This is a genomic window from Collinsella aerofaciens, from assembly GCF_040926185.1.
GTDB lineage: Bacteria > Actinomycetota > Coriobacteriia > Coriobacteriales > Coriobacteriaceae > Collinsella > Collinsella aerofaciens_BC.
This window is the reverse complement of record NZ_JBCOIQ010000003.1, coordinates 145,217-170,718: the sequence shown is the minus strand read 5'-3', so window position 1 is coordinate 170,718 and position 25,502 is coordinate 145,217. Positions and strand designations below refer to the sequence as shown.

Genomic DNA, 25,502 nt, shown 5'->3' with positions numbered 1-25,502 from the left:
TTTAACTCTATGTTCTGTGGTCGTGAACTTCCGTAGAGGGGGTCCGTCTTGGGCAAGCTATTGGTCAGCTCTTGTAAGCATTGCGGGGGTTGACCTGTTGCAACGATGCCGTTCGCCGCCTGATTACTGCCTTTGGCCGCGCGAGTGTATTGTTTTGCGTGAATGTTTTTGATGGCACGCTTCAATCGTGCTGTATTGGATGGCAAGCAGATCCCGGCGAAGGGAGCGCCATGCAGCGCGTTTGGAGAACGGTTACCGGCTTTTACCATGTCTGTGCCCGCGGTACGGGCAAGCAGCTCATCTTTGAGGGCGATGAGGACCGGTGGGAGTTTTTGGAGCTGATGCGCGAGTGCTGCCGCGAGGAGGGTGTGACGGTTATCGCTTGGTGCCTTATGGGCAATCACGTGCATTTGGTGCTTGCAGATTACGAGGACAGGATGAGCGCGGCGATGCACCGGCTGCTTTTGACGTACGCGCGGCGGTTCAATAAACGCACGAGGCGCACAGGCCATCTGTTCCAGAACCGTTTTGACCGGCGCTCGCTCGATACCGACTGGCAGGTGATGGAGGCTATTCGCTCCGTACACGCCGATCCGCAGGAGGCGGGCGTTAGCCTAATCGAGCGTTATCCCTGGAGTAGCTTTGCGGAGCATTTGTGCGCTTACGACGGTGACGCGGCTGATGTCGCGAGGGGATTTTCTGATCCTTCTTGCGTGCTTGAGCTTTTTGGTTCTGCCGAGGGCTTTATTGCCTATTCGCTTTCGACGCCCGACGGCAGCAAGCCAGCGCTGTGCGATATGAAAGAGACAGAGTGGGAACGCAATGTCTTTGCCGGCAAGTTGGCGAAGAGTCTCGGGGTTCCGCTCAACGGGGTTAAAACTGCACCGCCGGCGCAGCGCGATACTGTTATTGTTGGATTGAACAATGCCGGCTTTACGGTGCGCCAGATTGAGCGGTATACCGGGATTGGCAAAAGTACCGTCTCTCGTATCGTGCGCGCCCGCGCGCGAACGGCGATGCGGGCTGGCGGAAACGTGATGTAAGGTCGCCTTTTCACCGCAGCTGGGGTCGTCCATACGCCGCAACCAGCGTTCAAAAGCTTGGTGAGGTAACTGCACTTCTTAATATGCATAGAACAATCGCCATCTTGCATAAAATAACGGCTCAGTCCGGGTTTGCCCGTGCCTACCCCCGTCTGCGCCGTGCAAAAAACGGAGTTTTCAGCATCGTGGTGCTGTCGGCACCGACGCAATCTTGCAACATGCGGACCCCGAAGCTATTGATCCCTGCCGTTGCGCCCCCGAAGCACGTGTCTGCGTCCCGTCAGACCGCGATGCTTGTTCTAAACACAATATATATGCGCCTGAAGATGTTGATTAACGCTTTCGATGCGTATACACACAGCTTGGCGTGCTGAATACTCGCAAAAATGCACGCCGCTCCCTATGGGACCCGTCTGCGGCAGGCGCGAAGCGAGTCGGAGCTTCGCAGAACGGGGCTTGGCGCATTGCTTGGCGGGCCCGGGGCCCTGCCGCAGGCCTTTGGTGCTGTGGAAAACGCCCGTGTTCGCGTCTGGCTGTGTGGCAAATGTCAGACGGGGCGCCGGACGCGCGGACTTTGTGCCACCGCGCTCATTAGGTAAAAACAGAGCCGCCCGTATCGGGCGGCTCGGCAATCAAAACCCTTGGATTCGGGGCATAAGCTACTGGTTTGTTTGCCCCTCGAGCATGCCGTCGAGGGTGCGCCAGGCGAGCTCGGCGCATTTGACGCGGGCGGGCATGTGCGAGATGTCCTGGAGCTGGGCGGCTTCGTCCAGGTCTTCCAGGTCGTCCTCGGAGAGCTTCTCGCCGCGGATCATGGCGAGGAAGAGTCCCGCCAAGCGACGCGCCTCCTCGACGGTCTCGCCGGTGATGAGGTCGGCCATGATGTCGGCGCTGGCCTGGCTTATGGCGCAGCCGTGCCCGGTAAACGAGGCTTCCTCGATTACATCGTTCTCGACACGCAGCTGCAAGGTGAGCTCGTCTCCGCAGCTGGGGTTGATACCGTCGTGCTCGTGCGTGGGAGCATCCATCTCGTACTTATAGTCGGGGTGCGAGTTGTGCTCCATAAACGTGGTGGAGGTGTACAGATTACCCATTGAACGTGCTCCAAACGTGATGCAGGCCGGCGATGAACTTGTCGATGTCGGCCTTGTCGTTGTAGAAGGCCACGCTGGCGCGGCAGCAGGCAAGGTTCTCGACGCCCAGCCAGGTGAGCAGCGGCTGCGCGCAGTGGTGGCCGGCGCGGATGCAGACGCCGTCCATGTCCATGATGCTCGCGACGTCGTGCGGGTGAATTCCCTTGACGTTAAAGCTCACAACGCCGTGGTGGTTGTCCCAGTAGATGGAACCGATGATTTGGACAAAGTCGAGCTGCATGAGTTCGCCCATCAGATAGTGGACGAGTGCCTGCTCGCGGGCCTGGATGTTCTCGTAACCCACCGTGTTGACCAGGTAATCAAAGGCGGCGCCCGTGGCGAAGATGCCGGCGGCGTCCTGCGTGCCGGCCTCGAACTTCTCGGGGACGGGCGCCCAGACGGCGTCCTGCTCGGTGACAGAGTCGATCATCTCGCCACCGGTGAGCATGGGCGGCATGGCGTTCAGCAGGTCCATCTTGCCCCACAGCACGCCGATGCCCATGGGGCCCATGGCCTTGTGTGCGCTAAAGGCAAAGAAGTCGGCTCCCAGGTCGGCCACATCGACCGGCATGTGCGGCAGCGACTGCGCGCCGTCGACGACCAGATAGCCGCCGTACTTGTGGACGAGCTTGCCGAGGTTCTTGACCGGGTTCTCGACGCCCAGCACGTTAGAAACCTGACCCACGGCCAGAATCTTGGTCTTGGGACCAACCTTGGCAAGAACCTCCTCGGTGGTGAGCTGGCCGGTCTTGGTGGGGTAGAGGTAGACGAGCTTGGCGCCGGTTTCGCGGCAGACCTGCTGCCACGGGATTAGGTTGGAGTGGTGCTCCATGATGGTGATGACGACCTCGTCACCGGGCTCGAGCACCGTGGGTGCAAAGCTCTTGGCGACCAGGTTGAGCGACTCGCTCGTGTTACGGGTGAAGACGACCTCGTTGGCCTGTGAGGCGCCGATGAGGTCGGCGATCTGCTGGCGGACCTTCGCGATGGCGTCGGTGGCCTCGACGGACAGTGAGTACAGGCCGCGCAGGGGGTTGGCGTTCATGCGCTGATAGAAGTCACGCTCGGCGTCGAGCACGCAGGCGGGGCGCTGCGCGGTGGCGGCACTATCGAGGAAGGCGATCTCGGGGTGCTGCTGGAAAAGCGGGAACTGTGCCTTGTAGGGATTGGTCTCGATGTCGACGGTAGGCCAGCCGCGCGAGGCCTCGTCACTGGCGTCGAGCTCCATAGGCTCCGGTGCGGTACAGGTATCGCATTTAACGTGCTCGGTGTCGATCATGCGAGCTCCTCTTCAAAGTTGTTGATCAGGTTGTTGCCCAAGCGGACGACGGCTGCGCGGGTGCGCTCGTCGGTGGCGGAAAGCGCGGCGTCCTCCAGCTTGGCGCGAATGAACAGGTCCTCGGCGGCGTTTTGGTCAAGGCCACGGCAGGCGAGATAGAACAGTTGCTCGTCGCGGACGTGGCCGATCGTGGCGCCGTGGTTGCCGGCGACGTCGTCCTCGTCGCAGAGAATGACGGGAACGGTCTTGTTGTCGACGCCCTTGTTGGCCAAAAGCACCGTCTCGCGCTCGGTGCCGGTTGCGCCCTTGCAGCCGTGCACGAGGTCGATGGTGCCACGGTAGACCTTCTTGGACGTGCCAGTCAGCACGCCGTTGGCGTCGATCTCGCACTCGGTCTTGCGGCCGCGGTGGCGCAGCTCGTAGTTAAAGTCGCGCACCTGCTCGCGGGCGCCCAGGTAATCGGTATCGATCGTCACCTTGGCGGTATCGCCCAGCAGGTCGCCGGCAAGGCCAGTGGCGCTGGCGCCAGCACCCAGGACGGTGTGCTGCACGTTGACGCGCGCGCCCTCGTCCAGGAACAGGCCGGTGTCGTCGAGCGCGATCCAGCTATCGTCGAGCGTCTGCGTGCAGGTCACGTTGACGGTGGCGTACTCGTGGGCGCACACGCGTAGCGCGGAGCCCACGACGCCTTGGCCGGCAACGGGGGAGTCCAGGGCTATGCGCAGGTCGAGCGTTGCCTGCGGACGGGCGACGACATCGATGGCGGCGATGGCCGCGGCAGCGTCGACGCCACTCACGCGCACGGTAACCGTGGCGTGCTTGTATGCGGGCACATCGATGACGACGCGCTTGGTGGCGTGGTCGGCCAGGTAGGTGTAGGTAGCCTCGCCCATGCCAGTCTCGAAGGCCTCGGCAGGGGAGAGCTCCTCCTCGAGCTTGATGGCGCCGGCCTGGTAGATGGAGGTGGCGGGCACGTCGAGCTCGGTCTCGGGCGTGATGCGGGCGCGGTCGGCGGCGTCGCCGGGGGCGGAGGCGCGGCGCTCGGGGAAGCGCTCGGCCATGGTGTCCATGGCGGCTTCGAACGCGTCTGCCACGCCAGTAAACTGCTCGTCCAAGCCCTCGACCTCAACGGCCTCGGTGGGAGCGGCGGTAAGCTCGTCAGAGAGCTCGAGCTTGGTCTGATTCATCTTCAGCCAGCCCCAAGTGGCGGCCGGCATCGCGTTGACCTGCTCAAGGGTGGTAGCAGCGGTGTTAGTGGTCTGTTTCATTATCCGATCGCTCCTTCCATCTCGAGCTTGATCAGGTTGTTCATCTCGACGGCGTACTCCAGCGGCAGCTCCTTGGAGACCGGGTTGGCAAAGCCGTTGACGATCATGGTACGGGCCTCTTCCTCCGAGATACCGCGGCTCATCAGGTAGAACACCTTGTCGTCGCCGATACGTCCGATGGTGGCCTCGTGGCCGATGTCGACGTTCTTGGCGCGGATGTCCATGGCTGGAATAGTGTCGGAGCGGCTTTGGTCGTCGAGCATCAGCGACTGGCAGCTCACGGTTGCCTTGGAGCCCTCGGCCTTAGGCGTGGCCACGATGGAGCTGCGGAAGGTCTGGATACCGCCGCTCTTAGAGATGCCCTTGGTCTCGACGGTTGCCGAGGTATCGGGTGCGTTGAGCACGACCTTGCAGCCGGTGTCGAGGTTTTGACCGGCGCCGGCAAAGGTGATGCCGGTAAAGCTCGAGCGGGCGCGGCGGCCGTTGAGCACGCTCATGGGGTAGAGGTAGCCCACGTGGCTGCCGAAGGAGCCACTGATCCACTCGATGTCGCCGTCCTCGTCCACGCGCGCACGCTTGGTGTTGAGGTTGTACATGTTCTTGGACCAGTTCTCGATGGTCGAGTAGCGCAGGTGCGCACGCTTGCCCACAAAGAGCTCGACGGCGCCGGCGTGGAGGTTGGCCACGTTGTACTTGGGCGCGGAGCAACCCTCAATGAAGTGCAGGTCGGCATCGTCCTCGACGATGATGAGCGTGTGCTCAAACTGGCCGGCGCCCTTGGCGTTAAGGCGGAAGTAGCTCTGCAGCGGGAAGTCCAACTTGGTGCCCTTGGGCACGTAGACAAACGAGCCGCCCGACCACACGGCGCCGTGCAGGGCCGCAAACTTGTGGTCGGTGGGCGGGATGAGCGTCATAAACTTCTCGTGGATGAGCGGCTCCCACTGCGGGTCATGCAGGGCTTCCTCAATACCGGAGTAGACGATGCCCATCTTGGACGCCGTGTCCTGCATGTTGTGGTAGACCAGCTCGGAGTCGTACTGCGCGCCGACGCCTGCCAGGTAGCTGCGCTCGGCCTCGGGGATGCCCAGGCGCTCAAAGGTGTTCTTGATGTCGTCGGGCACCGACTCCCAGTCGTGCTTTTGGTCGGTGTTGGGCTTGACATAGGTGACGATGTTATCCATGTCCAGGCCCTCGATGGAGGGGCCCCACGTCGGGTCGGGAAAACGATTAAAGATCTCGAGGGACTTTAAGCGCAGGTCGAGCATCCACTGCGGCTCGTCCTTCTTGGCGCTGATCTCGCGCACGATGTCGGGCGTGATGCCGGCGTCGAGGCGCTCAAATCCCTCCTCGCCAAAGGTGAAGTCGTAGAGGCTGCGGTCGATGTCCGCGACCTCGGTGCGGTTCTTGGTCATTGCGTCGCCCCTTTACGCCTGCTGCTCGGCAGCGGCGGCCTCGGCCTGGGCGCGCTGCTCGGCGGCCTCGCGCTCGAAGGTCTCAAAGCCGTTCTTGTCGATCCAGGGGATCAGCGAGGCGTCGTCCTCGCGCACGATGTGGCCCTTGACCATAACGTGGACGCGGTCGACATCCAGGTGCTCCAGGATGCGCGTGTTGTGCGTGATGATGAGCATGGAGCCGTCGCAGCTCTTGCGGTAAGCGTCCATGCCATGACTGACGGTGGAAAGGGCGTCGACGTCCAGGCCGGAGTCAGTCTCGTCCAGGATGGCGAGCTTGGGCTGCAGCAGCAAAAGCTGGAGCATCTCGACCTTCTTCTTCTCGCCGCCCGAGAAGCCCACGCCCAGCTCACGGTTGAGGTAGGCGGTATCCATGTTGAGCTCGGCCGCGAGTTCCTTGACGCGACGGCGGAACTCCTTGCCCTTCATCTCCAGGCCGGGGCGGCCGGCGATGCTGGCGCGCAAAAAGCTCGACAGCGGCACGCCCGGAATCTCGACCGGGGCCTGGAAGCTCAGGAACAGGCCGGCGCGCGAGCGCTTGTCGGTGGTGAGCTTGGTGATGTCCTGGCCGTCAAAGACGATGCGGCCGTCGTTGACCGTGTAAACGGGGTCGCCCATGACCAGGTGGCCGAGGGTGGACTTGCCGGCGCCGTTGGGACCCATCAACACGTGGGTCTCGCCGGCGGCGACGTTGAGGTTGACGTTGTGGAGGATGGTCTTCTCGTCCACGGAGGCGGTCAGACCTTCGATGGAAAGCAGCGGATTTGCGCTCATGCTGTCCCTCTCTGTATATGGTGTACTCATAGGTGTACTAAACCCTAGGAATCTTCTCGGAATAAAGTTACTATGGGTTCGGCGTTAGTCAAGGGAAAACCCGACTAATCCACTCGACTTTTCAAATTCTGGGACAAAATAACCTGTTGTGTTTGTCCCACTTACTTTAAATTTGGGACAAACAAACCTGGTTATGTTGTCCCAGATGCGATGGGAGGGTAGGTATGCTCATTTCTTCCAAGGGCCGCTATGCCCTCCGGTTAATGATCTATATCGCGGCGCTGGGCGACGCCGAGGGCAAGATTGCCTTGCGCGAGGTTGCCGACCGCGAGCATATCTCGCAAAAGTATCTGGAGCAGCTGGTTCGTCCGCTTATGAAGGCGGGCCTGCTTAAGAGCGTGCGCGGCAAGGGCGGCGGCTACATGATGGCCAAGGATCCAGCCGAGGTGCGTGCCGGCGACATCCTGCGCGCCGTCGAGGGCAGCACGGCTCCAGTGGCGTGCGATGGCATCGACAACAGCTGCACTCGCAGCGATCTTTGCTCGACCGTCAAGTTCTGGCGCGGTTTGGACGACGTGATCGAAAAGTACGTCGACGGCGTGACGTTGGCCGACTTGGCCGCCGTTCCCGAGATCAACTTTGACATTAAGCTGTAGGGGCTGGCTTTCGTGAAGTCGTACGAAGCCTTTGATTCGCGGTTGGCACTGCTAGAGACAGCTCGATTCCAAGATTTCGATAACGACTATGTTGTCTCCGGATGTGCGTATATCTATGAGCAGGTTTTCGGTCTCTCAATTACGCTCCTTAAGCGTCTGCTCGAGTATGAGGGCGCCACGCTTGCCGCGTCGGGGTCTCCTCGCGCCATCTTGAAGGAGTCCTACCGATTCTACGACTTTATTGATGAGGCAGCCTGGCTGGATATGCTCAGAGACCGCAATACGAACGTCCATATCTACGACAACAAGCTCGCTCAAGATTTGATTCAGCGCATCTTGAACGTCTATATTCCCGCTTTCTGTCAGTTGAGAGACGGGCTGACGAAACGTTACGGCGAGCTTCTGTTGGCGTCCGACGACCAGTTTGTCTAATTCTTTAAGATTTCGCGGAGGGTTGTTGCCGTTTACCGAGGGGTTGTTGTGCAATAACGGGCGAGCTGCAATACTTAAATCTATCTTTGCAAACTGCACTTTAACTACACCAATGCAGGGAGGATCTTATGCAGCCCAAGCATTCTGCGATTGTCGCGGGCCTGACGCTGGCGCTTTCGTTTGGTGCCGTTTCCGCGCCGGCACCCGCCGCCGCCGAGGAGCCCACGCCGGGCGTTGCCTCGGATGCCACCGATATCGATAAGGGCCTTTACACCCAACAGTCCTTCTCGGGCGTGCTGAGGTCGGTCCAGGGCGTTTCGTTTGTCAACGTGACTCCCGAGATGAAGTACTTTACCAAGTACGAGAGCCATGGCAACTACAACCAGGGCTTTTCGTATGGCGACGGCTACAACGCGCTGGGTTATTACCAGTTCGACCGTCGTTGGTCGCTCATCCCGTTTATGAAGCAGGCCTACAACTACAACCCCGAAAAATACTGCATGCTCAAGGATGCGATTGATCGCGGCAGCGAGATTTCCAACACGAGCAATGCCATGTACGAGAACGACCAGCTCACCGAGTTGGGCCGTATCGCTCAGGATGCCTTCCAAGGTGCGTACAACACCGATCCTGTTGAGTTCTCAGCACTTCAAGATGCCTATGCGTACAACTCGTACTATGCGGTGACCGAGGCGTGGCTCAAGAGCGGCCTTGGTATTGATATTTCGGGCCGTGCCGATTGCGTCAAGGGCATGGTGTGGAGCATCACCAACATGTGTGGCACCGGTGGCTGCAGGGACTTCTTCCGCTGGGCGAATCTTTCTAATGATATGACTGACCGTGAGTTTGTGACGGCGCTCTCCAATAGCGTGGTCAACAATGTCGCCACCAAGTATTCGAGCCAGCCCCAGTATCATGAGGGCTGGAAGAACCGTTATAAGAATGAGCTAAAGGACTGCTTGGTTTATATCGCTGAGGACGAAGCTGCCGCCGCGACGCCCGTGCAGCCCGAGCCCACACCGGCGCCCTCGCCGACACCTGATTCGAATGACGACTCGAGTGACGATGCCAACGATGACAAGATGGATGCGCCCTCGACCGATGCTGACGGTAATGGCTCTGCTGGTGGCACTACCAACGACGGCTCTACCTCGAACGGCTCCGATTCGAACGGCTCTGCTGCGGGTGATTCGTCTCCAAGCTCTGCCGGCAATACGGACAGCGACGCTTCTGGTTCGACCGACGCTGACACCTCTAACTCATCCACCGGCTCGAGCGATTCGTCCGTTGGCACCGGCTCTAACAACGGCTCCGGCTCTGACGCAACCCCTGATTCCGATGCTTCCAAGGACGACTCGAATAAGGCGCCGGACGCTCCCGTTGCTTCGCCGGACAAGAAGCCTTCTTTCTCCGTGCAGCTTGGTTCTACGTTGGGCTCTTCGCTGATGGCTGGCGTCAATAATGGCTCGACTCAGAACAAGGACAACTCTGATCAGGTTTCCATGGAAAAGACCGAGGCCGCAAAGGGCGACTCAAAGGACAAGGCTTCCGAGAAGGCTGAATCCGATAAGGGTTCTAGCTCTGAGGAGAAGGGCGACAAGTCCGAACAGGAGAAGGACGAGAGCAAGACCGAGGGCGAAAAGAAACAGTCCGAAGACGACGACAAGAGCGGTGCTGACAACCAAGTCCAGGAGCAAAATGACTCCAAAACGGTTACCACTACAACCACCACGACCACCACAACCAAGTCATCTGGCGGCAACATGCCCAAGACGGGCGACTTGATCGTGATGGCGAGCCTTGCCAGCGCGAGCTTGGCCACACTGGGTGCTACGTCTATCGTAAGTGGTAAGCATAAGCTCGATCAGCAGAAGAAGGCTTCTGGGGAGGACAGCTCGGAGGAGTAGCCTCTCGGTTGCCAGATAACTAAAGAGTCGGGACGGGGTCCGGTGCGAATGCATCGGGCCCCGTTTTGTTGTGCAACGATTAGTTATGCCCCCTCACACCTCTTGTTGCTACCGTTGCCCGATATGTTCGCGCGGCGTCGTCGGTACGCGCGAGGCGGTCATTACAATTGGCATCGTGCAGCGATTTAGGGGGAACGTTTTGGTGTCTGAACAGGCAAATGTTGATTGTGCTGCTGGCTTTGGCGTGCGCTTGATCGGCTGTGCCGACGATGCGGCTTTGCCCATTGGCATGCACGACTATGCGGAGGCTCTTGGTTGCTGCACGCTGGTCGACAAGACCATGTTTATTGCCGATGTGTTGGACTGCGACGCGTCCGTTGTGGTGTGCTGTCGACCCGAGGGTTTTGGCAAGAGCATGAACTTGTCGATGCTCAGGGCTTTTCTGGAGCGTCCAGCGGTCGGTCGCACCGGTCGGATCTCGTTTGCCGATGCTCAGATTTGGGATGCGGACGGCGGGCGCTATCGGGATGAGTACGCTTGCTATCCGGTGATATCGCTGGACTTTTCTGGCGCTGCGAGGCGTGGCCCCGCTGTTGCCGGCGTCGTGCACGATGCCCTTTCGGGCGAGTGCGCTCGCTTGTTGGCGCTCTTGGAGGCTCCGGATTTAGCTCGAGATAAGGTGCGTCACGTCGAACGTGTCGCGCGTGGCGTGGCGAGCGCGGACGAGGTTGACTCGGTGCTCGGTGTGCTCATAGAGCTGCTGGAGATTGCCTACGATGAGCAGGTTGTATTGCTCGTTGATGGGTACGATGGGGCGTGCTCTTGCCGTGCGAGCGCGAGGGACGCTTCCGGCGCCGATCCGGCAGATCTATTCGATCGCGTGCTGTTCGACGCCATTGCTGCTACGCGCGATTCGTTGCGGCTGACGTGTTTGATGGGGGAGTGTCCCGGCCCTGCCGAAGCGGCGCTTTCTTTGCACTGCTGCTCGTATTGTCTGACGACGCCGCTTTCGACCTGGTGTGACCGTTGGTTCGGCTTTTCGGATGCCGAGGCCGAGGCTCTTTTGAATCATGCTGGGCGCGGGGAATACCTGGATGATGCGCGTGAATGGCTCGAGGGGTATCGGTTTGGCAGGGCCTATTGCTCGAGTCCAGAGCGTGTGATCGGTTTTCTGGGCCGAGGCTGCACGGCGCCTGTGCGTGCCGATCTGTATGGATATGCCGATTGCCTGAGTAGGGTAGTTGCCGGGTGGAATCTCGACCGCCTTTCGGTCTTGTTTGATTTGCTCGAGGCCCATGGGTGCGCTGAGGCCCCGCTTTGTTTGGGCACTGCAGAGCCAGATGTCTCGCCTGACGATGGCATGTGGACAGCGCTGTATCTGTCCGGTTTTCTCACGACGGATATGACTGAGGAGCCAGAGCATGGCGATCGCTTCCGTGCTTTGCGATTGCCCAATAACGAGCTTCGCCAGGCCTTGCGTCTAGTGATTATTGAGTGGTTTGAGTGCGCTGCAGAAGACATTCGAGACGTCGATGCGTTTCGCGACGGGCTGTGCCATGGGAACGAGGATACCGTGAGGCGGGCGCTAAGCCGCATCTTGGGAGATGCGGGAATCGGTGCGACCGACCCAGATACACCGCTGCCATATCATCTGCTCTTGCAGGGGCTCTGCTTTGGCTTGCCGGGCTATGCCAATCCTGCCTCGAGGCGAAAGTGTGGCGCGGGTCGCTGGGACATCCAGGTTTTCCCTACGGGTGCTGTGTTCGACGTAGCAGATACGATTGGCATGCTGGGCGAGCGCCCGCTGATAACGATTAACTTGATGTATGACCCCGGTGTGGATGCGCTGGCCCTGGAATTGCTGGCCGTGCAGTCGCTACTCGACATAGAGCGCGACGGCATCGACGAAATCCGTGTGCCGCGCCCCGGCGTGGGTCGCATGCGCTGGGGGTTTGGGTTTGATGGACAGCATGTGGCTACGGTGTACCAGCGGCTGTAGGGGGGCGATGCTGAAGGGGCGCCCCCCCCTACTCCGCGTCCTTCAGGGGCGGCATGGGCTTCCAGTTGGGATCCTTAACGATCTTGCGGGCGTCCTTCATGCCACGGCGCAGCGCCGGAATGCCGGTCTTAAAGCACTTGTCAACGGCAGCCAAGCGAATGAATTCCTTGCAGAAGGTCGCGGCGTTGCCCAGACGGAACAGCACAGGGTGGTAGTCGCCGTAGATCTGCATGTAGCGTGCCAGATAACCGCGGTTGCGCATGATGTAGTAGCGGTTGGTGTCGCTCGTAGAGTTGAGCTGGCGCTTGCCGGCAATGTCCCAGTTAGAGACGGCTCGGGCGCGCTTGAGCACCACGTCGGCGACCACGGCGGCGGGGAAGTGCTGGCTGGCTACATAGCCGTAGCAGGCATCGTCGCCGTAGATGAAGAATCGCGCATCGGGCAGGCCGATCTTGTCGACCACGCGGCGCGAGAACATGCCGCCCTCAAAGCACAGCTGGTTCATGGCGCGGTAGCCCTCGGGTCCCAGGTCCCACTTGGCGACAGGGTTGGGAATGCCGAGCGAAAGGATGAGCTGGTACTGCCAAAAGAAGGCGCCGCCGTCAAAGTCCAGGCGCGAACCCTGGATGACGTCGTAGCGTTCGGTCCACTTGGCCAAGCGCTCGATGCCTTCGGGGATGACGAGCACGTCGTCGTCCATGACCCAGAACCACTGGGCCCCCAAGTCGTAGGCGCATTTAGTGCCGGCGGAGAAGCCGCCCGCACCGCCGCCGTTTTCGAGCTGCGGGGCGTAGATAACGCGGTCGGTGCCGCCCTGCGCGTCGGGCTGCTCGGTGTCGATGCCCCACAGGTTGGCCAGGCGCTCGTTGAATGCGGTACACATGGCCTCGGTCTCGCGCGAATTTTCGTTATCGACAATCACGATGCGCCAGGGCGTTGCTGTGAGCTCGGTCATGGAGTCGAACAAGTTGGCCAGGAGTTCCTGGCGCTTGTACGTAACGACGACGATGGCGAGCTTGTCGATGGGGGCGGGAAGGGTTGAAGGCATGGGGCAATATATCCTTTCACGCGCGGCGCGCATGCGCTGCACGGAAGCTATCGAATACGTCCTTGGGACTGTCCTATTGTAAAGGCTCGGCGCACCTTGACGGCAAGCTTTGAATAAAACGCAGGAACCTGCCACGGCTGTAGCGGCTTTAGCGTCTGACGGCAGCGTGTCTATTGCCGCTTGAGCTTGCGAGCGATAAAGCTTCTGGCTGCATCGATGATGAGAAGTGCCAGAGCAAAGACGATGCTAATGACGGTACCCGTGACGATGTATATAGCTACCGGGCTGTTTTGGCTGACCGGTATGTTTGCGAGCAACGTATTGAAGACGGGACGCCACAGGCTACTGGTGAGTGACTACATCACATAGAAACCAAGCGTGGCGGTCGATAAGGTGACGATGACACCTGCAGTCCGCGGATTGCCTGAGGCACTGCGTCGGGTTGCCGCAAAGAGCAGGCAGGCGGCAGCGAGGGCAAACGAGATCAGCGAGGTCGATTTGTAGGAGAGGATTGTCATCGCTGTGAGGTTGTCGGTGAAGGAGAGTGCTCCTTCCAGGATGATGGTGAGCACCAAAACCGTTACGAGCGAGCGCATGCCCAAGGCGCCCACCCTGTCCGAATCCATGACATCGGTAACGTCGCGGAGCAGTCCGCCGATCAAAAACGCGACTACGTACGTGACGGCGCTCATGAACTTTTGGAGCCAAGAAAACTCGCCGGCGCTTGTCGCACTCATAGCGGCTAAATACCCGTTAACAACAAATGCGAGGATGCCAACGGCGATGACCGTCGCCGTGTAGCTCTTCCGGGGGAGTCGACTCCTTGCTAGTCCAAACCATGGCGCCATGAAGACCGTGGCGGCATAGACCCAAATGAACTCGAGTCCCAGGGTATACCAGTTGTGCGTGTTGAGGGCTACATCAGGAATGGGTGAGACGACCGTGGACCACGCGAGCGCCACGAGGCAATAAAACGCAGTGGGCATAATGACCTTGCCAAGGCGCTGCGCCGTCCGTTGCATTTGCGACTTCCACGTTGCTCCACCGTCCCAAGCACGCGCGGCCGAAGCGATGAGAAAATAGCCCGAGATCATAAAGAAGACCTCGTTGGCCCAGCAGCCAAGCAAGTTAATGAACCCCAGCAGTCCCGAATAGGGGAAGGCGGCGAGCGGTGCATATTCCGGCACGCTGATGCAGACGGCCTGGAAGGTCCACTGAAACGTGTGGAATACCGCGATGCCAGCGACCGCTACCAAGCGCAGCGCTTCGATGGAGGTGTTTCTGCTTGTTTTGCTGCCCATCAGACTATTTTCCAGCGCGTGCGTTGTATGAACCAAAGTGCGATGTGATCATTTTTAGAGTTTGCTTGGGCCCCTTGTTCCATACGTTATACAGGCCCTCGCCCACGAGGTCCTTGGCGTATGCGCAGTAGCTGATTTTAGGGTTGGCGATGCCCATATACTCGGCATAGAGCTTTTTGGCCGCAGGGGTAATGCGAGGATTGGCAAATACCAGCTCTTGCGGCATGCGTTCGAACATCCTGTGGATCGCCCGCTCGATTTCGGGGTGGCCATCAATTCCGGTGTGCTCAATCATGATGCCCATATAGGTGAAGCCACGTGTGATTTGGGGTGTCCAAACGGCGGGGTCGGTGACGTTGAGCCGCTCAAGAATATCGACCATGTCGTTCCAGCGATTAAACGGCATCAGGGGATCACGCTTGGCCAGGGCGGCTGCCTTTTCGGGTGTTTCCTCGCGGTAGCAGTAATACGGCTTGGGCCAGTAAGCGATCGCCTTTGCCTGGCAGAGCGTTTCGACAAGGAATGGATTGTCGGCCCAGCCCGCACCGGGGATTTCCTTAAACCAGATATTGTTTTGCATCAGGAAGTCGCGACGATAGATTGCCGACCAAATGGACGGATGATGGGCCAGCAGGTGTGGAGCGTCGTGAATGGTGAACGGTTGCCGATGCGGTTTAATGCGACCGCGATATGCGCAATGTAGTTTGACCTCTTGGGGGGTATCGGGGTTGCGAATGATCCAATACGGGGTCTCGATAATATCGAGCTTGTTCGGATCGCCAAATTCGCGCATGGCAAAGGCAAGCATGTCGGAGTACATTCCGGGCTCGATCCAGTCATCGGGCTCGAGGATGGCAATCCAGTCGCCCTTTGCCTCGCGAATGCCCAGATTGCAGGTTGCGCCGTAACCCTGGTTTGCCTTATCGATCACTCGAGCGCGTGAGTCGCGCGCAGCGAATTCTTGCATAACGGCGAGCGAGTTATCGGTGGATCCGTCGTTGATGGCGAGGATCTCCAGCTCGATTTTGTTTTCGTTTAATAGACTGCCTATAGCCTGAGAAAGATACGGCTCGGCATTGTAGGTAGGCACGATTACGGTCAGCATTCAAACACTTTCTCTAGGCGATTTGGAAGAATTATAGCCTATTACAATGCAACGATTTCAGTTGCATCCGCCATAAAGAAACTAAAACCGTTGCAAATGAGCGAAAGCAACTAAAATAGTTGCTATAATCGCCATGAGGAAAGGAAGCCTGATGAACAATAGCTATTCGGCCCTCATGGTTGATATGAGACATTCGAGATGTCTTTCGGACAGTAGGAGGCAAAGCGCGCAGGAAGATCTTGCGAACGCTATGGACTGCACAAACGAGCTGTTTAAAACTGAGCTCGAAATGCCGCTTATGTTTAGTGCGGGCGATGAATTGCAGGGCCTATTTCGTAGTACGGCTGGCGCTTTCTTGGCATATAGATTTATCAAGATACTCGTCCAGACGGTTGATCTTAGGGGTGGTATCGGAGTTGGAGAATGGAAAACTCGGATGCAGTCTGCATTGTCGACGGAGCAAGACGGGTCGGCATACCATCGTGCACGCAGAGCAATTGCTGCGTCCGAAAAAGATAAGTACAGTAATTTGAAGATCATTGATGCTTCGGGTGTTTCGCGTGAGAAAGAGCTATGCGCGGCGGGCTGTCTGGAAATAATCGATCGCAGAAACGAGTCGCAGCGTAATTACTGCGAGGTTGTTGAGTTGCTGCGGCCGCTAATGCTGCACGAGGGCACAGACGCGACTTTGAGCAAAAGGTATACTGAGCTCTTCGAAACACGTATAGGCAAAAAGTATGGCGCTAAAAGCAATCCGATCGATTGCGCGCCAGTGGCGTTGGGCAGCTCGCTCAACCTCAACGTAGATAGCATCAGGGCTAGTCATGTAGGGCTTGCGGGGCAAATGGGCGTTGCGATGGGGAAGACGAGGCAGGGGCTTGAGAAAAGCCTTAGACTCGCGAATGTTGTAAGAGAAAGAGAGCTGGCTGCTTTCGCCGTTCATTTCCTTAATGAGCTGGAGATGGCATGAGAGTATTCGGGTGTTTCCTTCTGTTTCATATGCTGTTCGACTTTTATTTTCAGTCGAATAAGATGGCAGGCGAGAAGGAATACAGCAGAATTGCCCTTGCCATGCACTGCTTAGTTTACGCGGCCGGCGCCGCAGCAACAGTAGCTCTTCTGTTTGAGGCGAGTGCAACCGCCATTGCTGCGTCCTTTACAGTATTTGCCCTTTCACATTGGATTATCGATGGCAGCCTGAGAAGAGCGTTTGCAGGACTTGACCTTTCGCCGGTCGGTAGTTTTCTGGCCGATCAAGTGCTGCACATTATAATTCTGCTCATATTGAGCGTTCTATGTTGCTATTTGTGGGCCATGCGGCCAATTGCTTCGAATCTCTTGGGCGCTCGTGGAGCGGAGCTCTCTTGGATTTCGACACTGTGCTTTTGTGGACGCCCTTGTAGCATTGTTATTGCAAAGGTGCTCCAATCTCTTCGAAACCCGGGTGTTGAGCAGTCGGCGGATACGACAACCGCACATTCAGGCAAGTGGATTGGAATATTTGAAAGACTGATTGTCGCGGCGCTTTCCCTGCTGAACCAATATTCGGCTATTGCATTTATTTTTACTGCAAAAAGTATCGCGCGCTTTAAGCAGCTGGAAAGTGACAAGGATTTCGCTGAGGTTTATTTGCTGGGTTCATTGGCAAGCGTGTTCTTGGCAATGGCTTCTGCGATCTTATTTAGTTATTTGTTTAGCGGCACCGCTTGTTGAAGTTATTAGAAACGTTAGATAGGTGAAGGATTGAGAGGCCGTCTATGGATGTCCTATCTGTTGAATTCCATCGGGAACTTATTAATAAATTAAAGCCGTGCATACATCGCTTGACTATGCGGCCGGGCTTATTTCGCGGCGATTATTGCGATTCCTTTGATGGGTTCCTTGCTGGAGAGGCGGTATCGTTTCTTTACGTTCGTGATCCGGGTCCGTTGCAAGACATGCTGGAGACTGATTTTATCGACGTGTTTCTTTATGAAAGCGATATTCGTAATTGCTTTTACTTCATTAGAAACGCTGGAATTAGCGCAATGCGAAAAGGGAACAAAGGCCTGTTATTCGATAAGAGCCTATCGAAGAAGGAATTCCTTGACAGTATTTATGAACAGCTGAAGCAAATGGAAGATACTGACTGCTTCTCAAAAGACGAGGCAAGTGATCTTGTTTATGCAATAGGGAACAGTTTGATTGACAGTGAGAGTCCTTCGTTTAAAAGAGTTTTGGGTGGGCACTGATTTTTGAGCCACGCTGCTTTCAGCCGTCGGTAAACACTCATTGGCCAAATGGCAAATAGTCCATCCGGCTTGGCCCCCGTCCCCCCAATCTAGTAGACTCTAAACCGTTGCTAGATTAGGGGGATTTTCCATGAAACGCTCCATGAAACGAGTTTCCGGGGCCGCCGCCGTCCTCGCGGTCGCGGCCGCCCTGGCCCTGTGCGGGCCCGCGGCCTACGCCGCCCCCGCCGCGGCGGGGGACACGCAGCCGCTCCCCGGCGAGGCGCAGCCCGCCGGCGGGGAGTCCGGCGCCCAGGCCGAAACCGCCCAGGCCGACGGGGGCCAGGCGGAGGCCGCGCAGTCCGATGGGGCCACTGCCGTCTCGCTGTCTTATTCCGCCCACGTCTCCAATATCGGCTGGATGGGCGCCGTCGCCGGCGGCGAGGTCGCCGGCACGACCGGCAGGGGGCTCCCCCTCGAGGCGCTGCGCCTCGTCCTGTCCGACGCCTCGACCGGCGAGCCCCTCGGCGCCGACGCCGTGTCCGTCGAGGCCCACGTCTCCAACGTCGGCTGGCAGGCCGCCGTCGGCAACGGCGGCACCGCCGGCACGACCGGCCAGTCCCGCGCCGTCGAGGCCCTGAGGGTCAGGCTGTCCGGGGAGCTGTCGGCCCGCTACGCCGTCTGGTACCGCGTCCACTCCGCCGAGTTCGGCTGGCTGGGCTGGGCGTGCGACGGCGCCGACGCCGGCTCGGCGGGCTACGGCCGCGCCGTCCAGGCCGTCCAGGTCGCGGTCCTGCCCAAGGGCGACCCCGCCCCGGGCGACACCTCCACGCCTTTCGTCGACAGGTCCTCCGAGCCCCCCTCGGTCTCCTACCGCGCCCACGTCGCCGGCATCGGCTGGCAGGGCGCCGTCTCGGACGGCGCCGTGGCCGGCACCACCGGGCAGGGCCGCGCCCTCGAGGCCCTCTCGGGCTCCGTCTCCTGGTACGGGCACGGATCCTCCTCCCTCGAGGTGAGGGCCCACGTCTCGAACGTCGGCTGGCAGGGCTGGACCTCGGGGACCGCCGGCACCACCGGGCGCTCCCTGGCGGTCGAGGCGCTCCAGTTCAGGCTCTCCGGCGAGGCCGCCTCGTCCTACGACGTCTGGTACCGCGTTCACTGCTCCGACTACGGCTGGCTCGGCTGGGCCAAGGACGGCGCGTCCGCGGGCACGGTCGGCCTGTCGAAGGCCGTCCAGGCCGTCCAGGTCGTGCTCGTCCCCAAGGGCGGCGCCGCGCCGGGGCCGGCCGGCGGGGCCTTCCGCGGCGCCGGCGAGCGCCTGTCCGGGTCGTCCCTCTCCGTCTCCGGCTCGCCGGCGGGCTCGTCGTTCTCGGGCGGGGTCCTGACGCTCGGCTCCGAGAGGGGGCCCGTGCTGGGCTCCGTCGCCGCGACCGTCGACAACCTCGAGTCCGACGGGTCGGTCTGCTACCGCGGCCTGCTGCTGGGCTCCGGCTGGCAGGGGGAGGCCAGCTCCGACGGGGCGCAGCTCGGCGCCTCGGGCGGCGGGCTCCAGCTCAAGGCCGTCCGCTTCGAGCTGTCCGGCGGCCTCGCGGAACGCTACGACGTCTGGTACCGCTCCTGTGACTCCGCGCGCGGCTGGCTCGGCTGGGCGAGCGCCGGCGAGCCCTCCGGCGTCGAGTCCGGCGCGTCGGGCCTCACCGCCGTCCAGGTCGCCCTCGTCGCGAAGGGCTCCGGCGCCCCCGGCCCGGCCGAGGGGGCCTACGTCTCCGGCGCCGCCTCCGGCCCGTCGCTCGTCCTGCAGGGCCACGTCGCCGAGCGCGGCTGGCTGCCCGCGGTGGGCGGCGGCGAGGACGTCGGCACGACCGGCAGGGGCCTCGCGCTCCAGGCCGTGCGCGCCTCCCTCGAGGGGGCGGGCGAGGGGAGCTCCGTCTCCGTCGCGGCCCACGTGGCCGGCATCGGCTGGCAGGACGCCGCCTCCGCCCCCTCCTACGCCGGCACGGTGGGGCAGGGCCGCGCCGTGCAGGCCGTGAGGGTGTCCCTCTCCGGCCCCGTCTCCGAGCGCTACGACGTCTGGTACCGCGTCCACGCGGCCGGCTACGGCTGGCTCGGCTGGGCCAAGGACGGCGAGGCCGCGGGCACCGAGGGGCTCGGCGTCCAGGCCGAGGCCCTCCAGGTCGTCCTCGTCGAGAAGGGCGGCGACGCCCCCTCGACGGGCGCCCCCGCCGAGCTCTCCGTCCCCTCGCTCAGCCTCAGGGCCCACGTCTCCGGCGTCGGCTGGCAGCCCGCCGTCGGCAACGGCGGCACCGCCGGCACGACCGGCCAGGCCCGCGCCGTCGAGGCGATCGCCGCCGAGGTCTCCTCGCCGGTCTCCGGCGGCCTGTCCTACAGCGCCCACGTCTCGGGCGTCGGCTGGCAGGACGAGGTCTCGGGCGGCGCCGTGGCGGGCACCACCGGACAGGGCAGGGCGGTCGAGTGCGTGAAGATGCGCCTGACCGGCGACCTCTCCGAGTACTACGACGTGTGGTACCGCGCCTACGTGCAGGACTACGGCTGGCTCGGCTGGGCCAGCGACGGGGCCCGCGCCGGCACGACCGGCATCGGCTACCGCGTCGAGGCACTCCAGGTCCGCGTCCTCGCGAAGGGCTCGGCGGCCCCGGGCCCGACGGACGGCGCGTACAGGGACCGCCCGCTGCATCCGAATTCGGTTGTTCTCAACGTCCCTTGTACAATGCAGAACCCTGAGCTTCCGACTGGCTGCGAGTCCGTTGCATTGACCAATGCGCTTAACTATTACGGATTTGGTTTGGGTAAAACCGTCATTGCAGACGCGTATATGCCTAAGAGCAGTTGGGATTTTGTTACGGCGTTTTTGGGCAATCCTCATAGCGCTTCGAATGGGAACTGCATATCTGCTCCCGGACTGACCAATACCGCTAATTCTTTCTTGATTAGTAGTGGCAGTAGTTTGCGAGCCTACGATGTGACCGGTACTGGTTTCTATGACCTTTATTCGTACTTGGAAGCTGGACATCCCGTTATTATTTGGTCAACGATAGGTATGCAAAACCTGGGAAGTTGCTATGCGACCCAGGCTTACGGCGGAAGGGTTTATCGAACCTATACCAACTCTCACACCGTTGTCTTAAGAGGCTTTAATCGCTCCCTAGGTACCGTTTACATTGCCGATTCACTCGCTGGCTATGTCTCTAACTCAGCTCAGCGCATTGCTTCGCTATACACGCAACGAGGAGCTCAGGCGGTCGTCATAAAATAAGCGCCGTCGAAGTCGAAGGAAGGTGGAATCGTGAAGCGTCTCTTAGATGTGTCCGTTTCTATACTTGTGGTTGTTGCGCTGTTCATGAGTCAATCATGGGCCGTGACTGCTGCATATGCCGATTATTCAATTGACGGATCTGATGATTCAAGCAGCTTTCATCTTGAAGGCTCTTCTTCCAATCAAGTTGAGCCGATCTCTGAGGGGCAAGAATCGGATGCTGGCTCCGTAGATTGCGAGCCTCAAGACGCGCAGCAGGTTTTATCGGGGGAGACTAACGAAGCCGCTGCCGCTGACTCTGCCTCTAGCAATCAGCTCACCGTCAAAAACGTTAGTGTTTCTGCCCATGTGCAGAATATTGGCTGGATGGATCCGGTTGGTTCGGGCAAGGTTGCCGGAACGACGGGTAGGGGCTTGAATCTTGAGGCGCTGAAAATCTCACTTGAAGTGGATGGAGCCACCTCTCAAGAACAGATTGCAAACGCCGTGTCCGTCGAGGCCCACGTCTCCAACGTCGGCTGGCAGGCCGCCGTCGGCAACGGCGGCACCGCCGGCACGACCGGCCAGTCCCGCGCCGTCGAGGCCCTGAGGGTCAGGCTGTCCGGGGAGCTGTCGGCCCGCTACGCCGTCTGGTACCGCGTCCACTCCGCCGAGTTCGGCTGGCTGGGCTGGGCGTGCGACGGCGCCGACGCCGGCTCGGCGGGCTACGGCCGCGCCGTCCAGGCCGTCCAGGTCGCGGTCCTGCCCAAGGGCGACCCCGCCCCGGGCGACACCACCTGTCCTTTTAAGAGCCGTAGCGATGAACCTGCCTCAATCACTGTTCGCTCACATACGTCGAATATTGGGTGGATGTCGCCCGTAGGTGGCGGATCTGTTGCCGGGACAACTGGTAGGGGCCTCCCCATGGAGGCTCTTGAGGCTCAGCTTGGCTGGTATGGTCACTCGGGCTCCATTGAGCTTCGTGGCCATGTTTCTAATGTTGGCTGGCAGCAGTGGTCTGAGGGGCGCTGTGGAACGACTGGTAAGTCCCAGCGTCTCGAAGCCGTCCAGATTCGTCTAACCGGTGAGGCAGCTGAAAAATATGATATTTGGTACTGTGCTCATGTCTCGGGTATAGGCTGGCTTGATTGGGCTTGCAATGGAGCTGCCGCTGGTTCTGCCGGTAAAGGCAGGGCTATCGAAGCGGTTAAGGTAATCCTTGTGGAGAAAGGCGGAGCAGCTCCCGGCTCTTCGGACAAGGTTTTTATCGGCGATCCAGATGCTGTTACGGTTTCCGGATCGGCCGTTTCTGGGGAGGGTCTTGGCTCCTCTTCTGGTCAAAAGGCCACGATCGGGGGCAAGGGCGCTAAACTGCTGAGCTCTATTGCCTTAAGCGTTGCTGGCCAGACTGATGACGGATCAATTTCCTATGCCGTTATGGATGCATATTCAGGCTGGGGTGCTTCTGTATCGGATGGCGGTGCTGCCAAGGCGGTATCCGGTGCACCCATAAAAGCGATAAAAATGTCGCTGAGCGGCCAGCTCGCTGCCAATTATGACATCTGGTATCGAGTATACGATTCCGGTAATGGCTGGACGGGCTGGACGTCAAATGGTCAGGCATGTGGCGTCTCTGGTGGTTCTTCCGGTTTGTGCGGTATCGATGTTGTACTTGTAGGTAAGGGTCAGTCTTCGCCTGGCTCCACTGCCAATGCATTTATCGAGGCGTCCGGAATCGGTCTTATTTCTCAAGCGCACGTTGCTTCTGCAGGCTGGTTGGCTCCCGTTGGCAATGGCGAAACTGCAGGTCAGACAGGTATGTCTCGTTCTCTGCAGGCGTTGTATGTTTCGACGCAGGGTATTGATGCCTCCGTCGAAGTGTCGGCACACGTTGCGAATATCGGTTGGCAACCATACGTCTCGGGTGCTTCCTACGCTGGCACTGTTGGCAAGGGTCTCGCAATTCAGGCGGTTTAATTAAGGCTATCTGGCAAAGACGCTTCAAAATACGATATTTACTACCGTGTTCATGCGGCGGATTATGGCTGGCTTGGTTGGGCTAAAAATGACGCCGCAGCTGGCACCGTTGGGTTGTCTAAGCAAGCCGAGGCAATTCAAATTAAGTTGGTTGCCAAGGGTTCGTCCGACGCTCCCGTTCAAGATCATGCTGCGTTGATCCAGCTTCCCGGTCTATCTGCTAAGGCAAATTGCTCCGGTCTTGGCTGGCAAGCATCTGTTGGCAATGGCGGTGTTGCTGGAACGGTTGGGCAGAACCGTGCCATGGAGGCAATGCAACTGTCCCTTTCTGATAGTTCCATGAGTGGCGGCATTTCGTATTCTGCCCATGTATCCAATATCGGTTGGCAGTCTGCTGTTGCGGACGGGGCTACATCGGGAACTGTTGGCCAAGGGCAGCAAATCCAGGCCGTTAAGATTAACTTGACTGGCGACGTTTCGAATTACTTTGATGTTTGGTATCGCGTCCATGTGTCAAATTACGGATGGCTTGGCTGGACCAAAAATGGATCACCGGCGGGCACCACAAAGCTTGCCATTCCTGTTCAGGCTTTACAGGTAAAGATTGTCCCCAGGGGCGCTTCCGCACCAGGCTCTATGTCTGATTCGTATTTTGAGACCTATCGTTATATGGGGTATCAGACCCCGGGATCTTATCCAAAGGTTAGTTGCAATAGCGTGCAGCTTCCTTCGTATTGCACCGGTTACTTCACGTATGTCACGCCTTCTCGAATTCCTTACAATGCTTCGCGACTGGATTGCATCAACGCATTCGTCCAGCGTGCTCGTGAATATATCGGAACGCGTTATATCGAGCCTTGGTCTTCTTGGCCGGGGGATGCGGTTGATTGCTCAGGTTTGGTACTGCAATGTCTGTATGCGACAGGCATGGATATGGGTTGGTATAACCCCTATAACCATCGTTGGTTGCCCGAGCAGACATACAATTCCATGAACTGGTATCGCAACAACACGTTTATGCCAGTTAGCACCTCTGCTATGCAGAGGGGAGATGTGGTCTACTACCAGGGCCATATTGGAATCTATATCGGAAACGGTCGAATTATCGATTCGTGGCCGGGGATCGGTGTGACCGAGCGTTCGGTCAATGCTCCAGGTCGTGTAATCGGTGCCGCTAGGCCTTTCGCATAGAGTCTGTTGAGGCGCTCCGTTGTAGGAGCGCCTCTTTTTGACTGTATGCTTAACGTTGCTTTTCTAAGCTTTAATTGCCCGTATGGAAGTGCGGTAATATAGCGGCTATTCGGTCTTTACATGTGGTCAATGTCTCGGGGGATATACATGAAACGTCTCAAAGCGTCTGCGGCTTTGGTTTGTACGCTATTGATGGGCTGGTCGCAAATCATTCAGCCTTACAGCGCGTATGCGCTGTCAGTCCAGGCCGCCGCTGCCTCGCAGTCGGTCTCGCAAACATCGATCGAGTACGAATCTCAAGGTGCAAGTTCTCAGGGAGCGCAGGACGATGCCTCGGGTTCTCAGGGTGTAACCGAATGGTATGGTGACGATGCAAATGCTGCTCGTCCTGATGGGGAAACAGATTCGGATTCCGGCGAACAGCCTGGAATTGGCGTTGAAGAATCTGGTGTTGACGAGTCAAACGGTGAAGCTCCAACCGATGATTCCACTGAGATGAATTCCTGCGAAGCGGACTCTTTGGAACCGAACTCTTGGCGTTTCGAAAACGGCGTGCTTATCGATTCGGACAATGGCGACATCGATGCGCAGTCTTTAACTGACGATCCTTTGCCCAATGGCGCTGTTGCACGCGGCATCGACGTCAGCAATCATCAAGGAACTGTTGATTGGAATAAGGTTAAGGCCGCGGGGATTGATTTTGCCATTCTCAAGGTCGGTCCGGTTTACGGAAAACCTGACGGTTCTTTTGAAAGAAACGCTGTTGAATGTGAACGTCTCGGCATTCCTTATGGCGTGTATTACTACTCCTATGCCCGTTCTGTAGAGGATGCCAATAAAGAGGCCGACAGGACACTTGCTTGGCTCGGTGGCCATCATCCGTCGCTTCCCGTTTATTATGACCTTGAGGACAGCTATATCTTGCAAGATCCGGATTTCAGCAAGGATAAGCTTACTCAGATTGCGCAGGCTTTTTGCAACCGTATGGAGGCCGTTGGCTTTAAGTCGGGTATCTATGCGAACCTTAACTGGCTTAACAACTACCTGAATTCTCCGTCGTTGAGCGGTTATGACCATTGGGTCGCTCAATATAATTGGCGTTGCGATTATGCTGGCAGCTACAGTTTCTGGCAGTATTCAAGCAGTGGCAATGTCCCGGGCGTTAACGGACGCTGTGACATGAACTACTGCTTCAACGGTTCTCTTCTGAACGTAGATGACAGAAAGATGCATATTCAGTATGAGGCGCATGTCTCGAATATTGGATGGATGAGCAGCAAGCGCGATGGATCTACGGCTGGCACAACGGGGCAGTCTAAATCAGTGGAGGATCTTAAGGTCAGCATCTTGAATCCTGTTGAAGACGGCTCTGTGCAAATTAACGCCAATGTAAGTGGCATCGGCTGGCAGGGCTGGGACACCCCCTCGGCCTCCGAGGGCGGCACCACCGGCCAGGGCCGCGCCGTCGAGGCCGT

General features: G+C 59.0%; 20 protein-coding genes. 12 read left to right on the top strand and 8 right to left on the bottom strand.

Features of this window, described 5'->3' with window-relative positions; translation table 11 throughout:
- The first annotated feature begins 230 nt into the window (after positions 1-230).
- Entirely contained in the window at positions 231-1,043 is an 813-nt protein-coding gene (locus AB5750_RS02680; protein WP_368154901.1) for a transposase, read from the top strand.
- 659 nt (positions 1,044-1,702) lie between these two features.
- On the opposite strand, the gene sufU is transcribed toward AB5750_RS02680, so the two are convergent.
- From sufU to sufC, 5 genes are read right to left on the bottom strand one after another with little or no spacing between them, the layout of a single operon-like run.
- Positions 1,703-2,137 (bottom strand): Fe-S cluster assembly sulfur transfer protein SufU, encoded by a 435-nt coding sequence (sufU, locus tag AB5750_RS02675; protein ID WP_006235557.1) that lies wholly within the window; start codon positions 2,135-2,137, stop codon positions 1,703-1,705.
- Complete coding sequence (locus tag AB5750_RS02670) at positions 2,130-3,455, bottom strand: aminotransferase class V-fold PLP-dependent enzyme (protein ID WP_368145379.1); 1,326 nt, start codon at positions 3,453-3,455, stop codon at positions 2,130-2,132. The genes sufU and AB5750_RS02670 overlap by 8 nt, the downstream gene beginning before the upstream one ends.
- On the bottom strand, positions 3,452-4,723 hold the full coding sequence (locus AB5750_RS02665) for a SufB/SufD family protein (protein ID WP_368145380.1): 1,272 nt from the start codon (positions 4,721-4,723) through the stop codon (positions 3,452-3,454). The genes AB5750_RS02670 and AB5750_RS02665 overlap by 4 nt, the downstream gene beginning before the upstream one ends.
- Complete coding sequence (gene sufB / locus AB5750_RS02660; protein ID WP_368145381.1) at positions 4,723-6,135, bottom strand: Fe-S cluster assembly protein SufB; 1,413 nt, start codon at positions 6,133-6,135, stop codon at positions 4,723-4,725. Before sufB ends, AB5750_RS02665 begins: the two co-directional genes overlap by 1 nt.
- A gap of 12 nt (positions 6,136-6,147) precedes the next feature.
- A complete protein-coding gene (sufC, locus tag AB5750_RS02655) occupies positions 6,148-6,948 on the bottom strand; it encodes a Fe-S cluster assembly ATPase SufC (protein ID WP_368145382.1) in 801 nt (266 codons plus the stop codon).
- Between the two features lie 224 nt (positions 6,949-7,172).
- Between sufC and AB5750_RS02650 the strand changes: the two genes are divergently transcribed.
- The 4 genes from AB5750_RS02650 to AB5750_RS02635 all read left to right on the top strand — a co-directional run bounded on the left by AB5750_RS02650 (position 7,173) and on the right by AB5750_RS02635 (position 11,942).
- Entirely contained in the window at positions 7,173-7,604 is a 432-nt protein-coding gene (locus AB5750_RS02650; RefSeq protein ID WP_055310594.1) for an RrF2 family transcriptional regulator, read from the top strand.
- A gap of 12 nt (positions 7,605-7,616) precedes the next feature.
- Complete coding sequence (locus AB5750_RS02645) at positions 7,617-8,036, top strand: HI0074 family nucleotidyltransferase substrate-binding subunit (protein WP_368145383.1); 420 nt, start codon at positions 7,617-7,619, stop codon at positions 8,034-8,036.
- Between the two features lie 128 nt (positions 8,037-8,164).
- Complete coding sequence (locus AB5750_RS02640; RefSeq protein ID WP_368145384.1) at positions 8,165-9,943, top strand: VgrG-related protein; 1,779 nt, start codon at positions 8,165-8,167, stop codon at positions 9,941-9,943.
- A 202-nt stretch (positions 9,944-10,145) separates the two neighbouring features.
- The gene (locus tag AB5750_RS02635) at positions 10,146-11,942 is read left to right on the top strand and encodes an AAA family ATPase (RefSeq protein ID WP_368145385.1); all 1,797 of its coding nucleotides are present in this window, start codon (positions 10,146-10,148) and stop codon (positions 11,940-11,942) included.
- A 28-nt stretch (positions 11,943-11,970) separates the two neighbouring features.
- On the opposite strand, the gene AB5750_RS02630 is transcribed toward AB5750_RS02635, so the two are convergent.
- From AB5750_RS02630 to AB5750_RS02620, 3 genes are all read right to left on the bottom strand, one after another.
- Positions 11,971-12,990: a glycosyltransferase gene (locus tag AB5750_RS02630; RefSeq protein ID WP_368145386.1), complete on the bottom strand. Its 1,020-nt coding sequence runs from the start codon at positions 12,988-12,990 to the stop codon at positions 11,971-11,973.
- A 356-nt stretch (positions 12,991-13,346) separates the two neighbouring features.
- Positions 13,347-14,291, bottom strand: a complete 945-nt coding sequence (locus tag AB5750_RS02625; protein WP_368145387.1) for an acyltransferase family protein — start codon at positions 14,289-14,291, stop codon at positions 13,347-13,349.
- 4 nt (positions 14,292-14,295) lie between these two features.
- Positions 14,296-15,396 (bottom strand): glycosyltransferase family 2 protein, encoded by a 1,101-nt coding sequence (locus AB5750_RS02620; protein ID WP_368145388.1) that lies wholly within the window; start codon positions 15,394-15,396, stop codon positions 14,296-14,298.
- A 151-nt stretch (positions 15,397-15,547) separates the two neighbouring features.
- On the opposite strand from AB5750_RS02620, the gene AB5750_RS02615 reads away from it, so the two are divergent.
- The 7 genes from AB5750_RS02615 to AB5750_RS02585 form a co-directional block, all read left to right on the top strand.
- Positions 15,548-16,366: a SatD family protein gene (locus tag AB5750_RS02615; RefSeq protein WP_346976804.1), complete on the top strand. Its 819-nt coding sequence runs from the start codon at positions 15,548-15,550 to the stop codon at positions 16,364-16,366.
- Positions 16,363-17,109, top strand: a complete 747-nt coding sequence (locus AB5750_RS02610; RefSeq protein WP_346976803.1) for a DUF3307 domain-containing protein — start codon at positions 16,363-16,365, stop codon at positions 17,107-17,109. The genes AB5750_RS02615 and AB5750_RS02610 overlap by 4 nt, the downstream gene beginning before the upstream one ends.
- Positions 17,110-17,153: 44 nt before the next feature.
- Positions 17,154-17,627: a hypothetical protein gene (locus tag AB5750_RS02605; RefSeq protein WP_368145389.1), complete on the top strand. Its 474-nt coding sequence runs from the start codon at positions 17,154-17,156 to the stop codon at positions 17,625-17,627.
- A 130-nt stretch (positions 17,628-17,757) separates the two neighbouring features.
- The gene (locus tag AB5750_RS02600) at positions 17,758-20,880 is read left to right on the top strand and encodes a C39 family peptidase (RefSeq protein WP_368145390.1); all 3,123 of its coding nucleotides are present in this window, start codon (positions 17,758-17,760) and stop codon (positions 20,878-20,880) included.
- 30 nt (positions 20,881-20,910) lie between these two features.
- Positions 20,911-22,836 (top strand): hypothetical protein, encoded by a 1,926-nt coding sequence (locus AB5750_RS02595; protein WP_368145391.1) that lies wholly within the window; start codon positions 20,911-20,913, stop codon positions 22,834-22,836.
- Positions 22,837-22,872: 36 nt separating this feature from the next.
- Entirely contained in the window at positions 22,873-24,027 is a 1,155-nt protein-coding gene (locus tag AB5750_RS02590; RefSeq protein WP_368145439.1) for an NlpC/P60 family protein, read from the top strand.
- Positions 24,028-24,174: 147 nt separating this feature from the next.
- Positions 24,175-25,502, top strand: a 1,328-nt coding sequence (locus AB5750_RS02585; protein WP_368154899.1) for a GH25 family lysozyme, incomplete at its 3' end; no start/stop codon positions are given.

What these genes read in the sequence shown, in the direction of transcription:
- AB5750_RS02680 (WP_368154901.1), top strand. Translation starts at nt 231, where the DNA reads ATGCAGCGCGTTTGGAGAACGGTTACCGGCTTTTACCATGTCTGTGCC.
- sufU (WP_006235557.1), bottom strand. Translation starts at nt 2,137, where the DNA reads ATGGGTAATCTGTACACCTCCACCACGTTTATGGAGCACAACTCGCAC.
- AB5750_RS02670 (WP_368145379.1), bottom strand. Translation starts at nt 3,455, where the DNA reads ATGATCGACACCGAGCACGTTAAATGCGATACCTGTACCGCACCGGAG.
- AB5750_RS02665 (WP_368145380.1), bottom strand. Translation starts at nt 4,723, where the DNA reads ATGAAACAGACCACTAACACCGCTGCTACCACCCTTGAGCAGGTCAAC.
- sufB (WP_368145381.1), bottom strand. Translation starts at nt 6,135, where the DNA reads ATGACCAAGAACCGCACCGAGGTCGCGGACATCGACCGCAGCCTCTAC.
- sufC (WP_368145382.1), bottom strand. Translation starts at nt 6,948, where the DNA reads ATGAGCGCAAATCCGCTGCTTTCCATCGAAGGTCTGACCGCCTCCGTG.
- AB5750_RS02650 (WP_055310594.1), top strand. Translation starts at nt 7,173, where the DNA reads ATGCTCATTTCTTCCAAGGGCCGCTATGCCCTCCGGTTAATGATCTAT.
- AB5750_RS02640 (WP_368145384.1), top strand. Translation starts at nt 8,165, where the DNA reads ATGCAGCCCAAGCATTCTGCGATTGTCGCGGGCCTGACGCTGGCGCTT.
- AB5750_RS02630 (WP_368145386.1), bottom strand. Translation starts at nt 12,990, where the DNA reads ATGCCTTCAACCCTTCCCGCCCCCATCGACAAGCTCGCCATCGTCGTC.
- AB5750_RS02625 (WP_368145387.1), bottom strand. Translation starts at nt 14,291, where the DNA reads ATGGGCAGCAAAACAAGCAGAAACACCTCCATCGAAGCGCTGCGCTTG.
- AB5750_RS02620 (WP_368145388.1), bottom strand. Translation starts at nt 15,396, where the DNA reads ATGCTGACCGTAATCGTGCCTACCTACAATGCCGAGCCGTATCTTTCT.
- AB5750_RS02615 (WP_346976804.1), top strand. Translation starts at nt 15,548, where the DNA reads ATGAACAATAGCTATTCGGCCCTCATGGTTGATATGAGACATTCGAGA.
- AB5750_RS02610 (WP_346976803.1), top strand. Translation starts at nt 16,363, where the DNA reads ATGAGAGTATTCGGGTGTTTCCTTCTGTTTCATATGCTGTTCGACTTT.
- AB5750_RS02605 (WP_368145389.1), top strand. Translation starts at nt 17,154, where the DNA reads ATGGATGTCCTATCTGTTGAATTCCATCGGGAACTTATTAATAAATTA.
- AB5750_RS02600 (WP_368145390.1), top strand. Translation starts at nt 17,758, where the DNA reads ATGAAACGCTCCATGAAACGAGTTTCCGGGGCCGCCGCCGTCCTCGCG.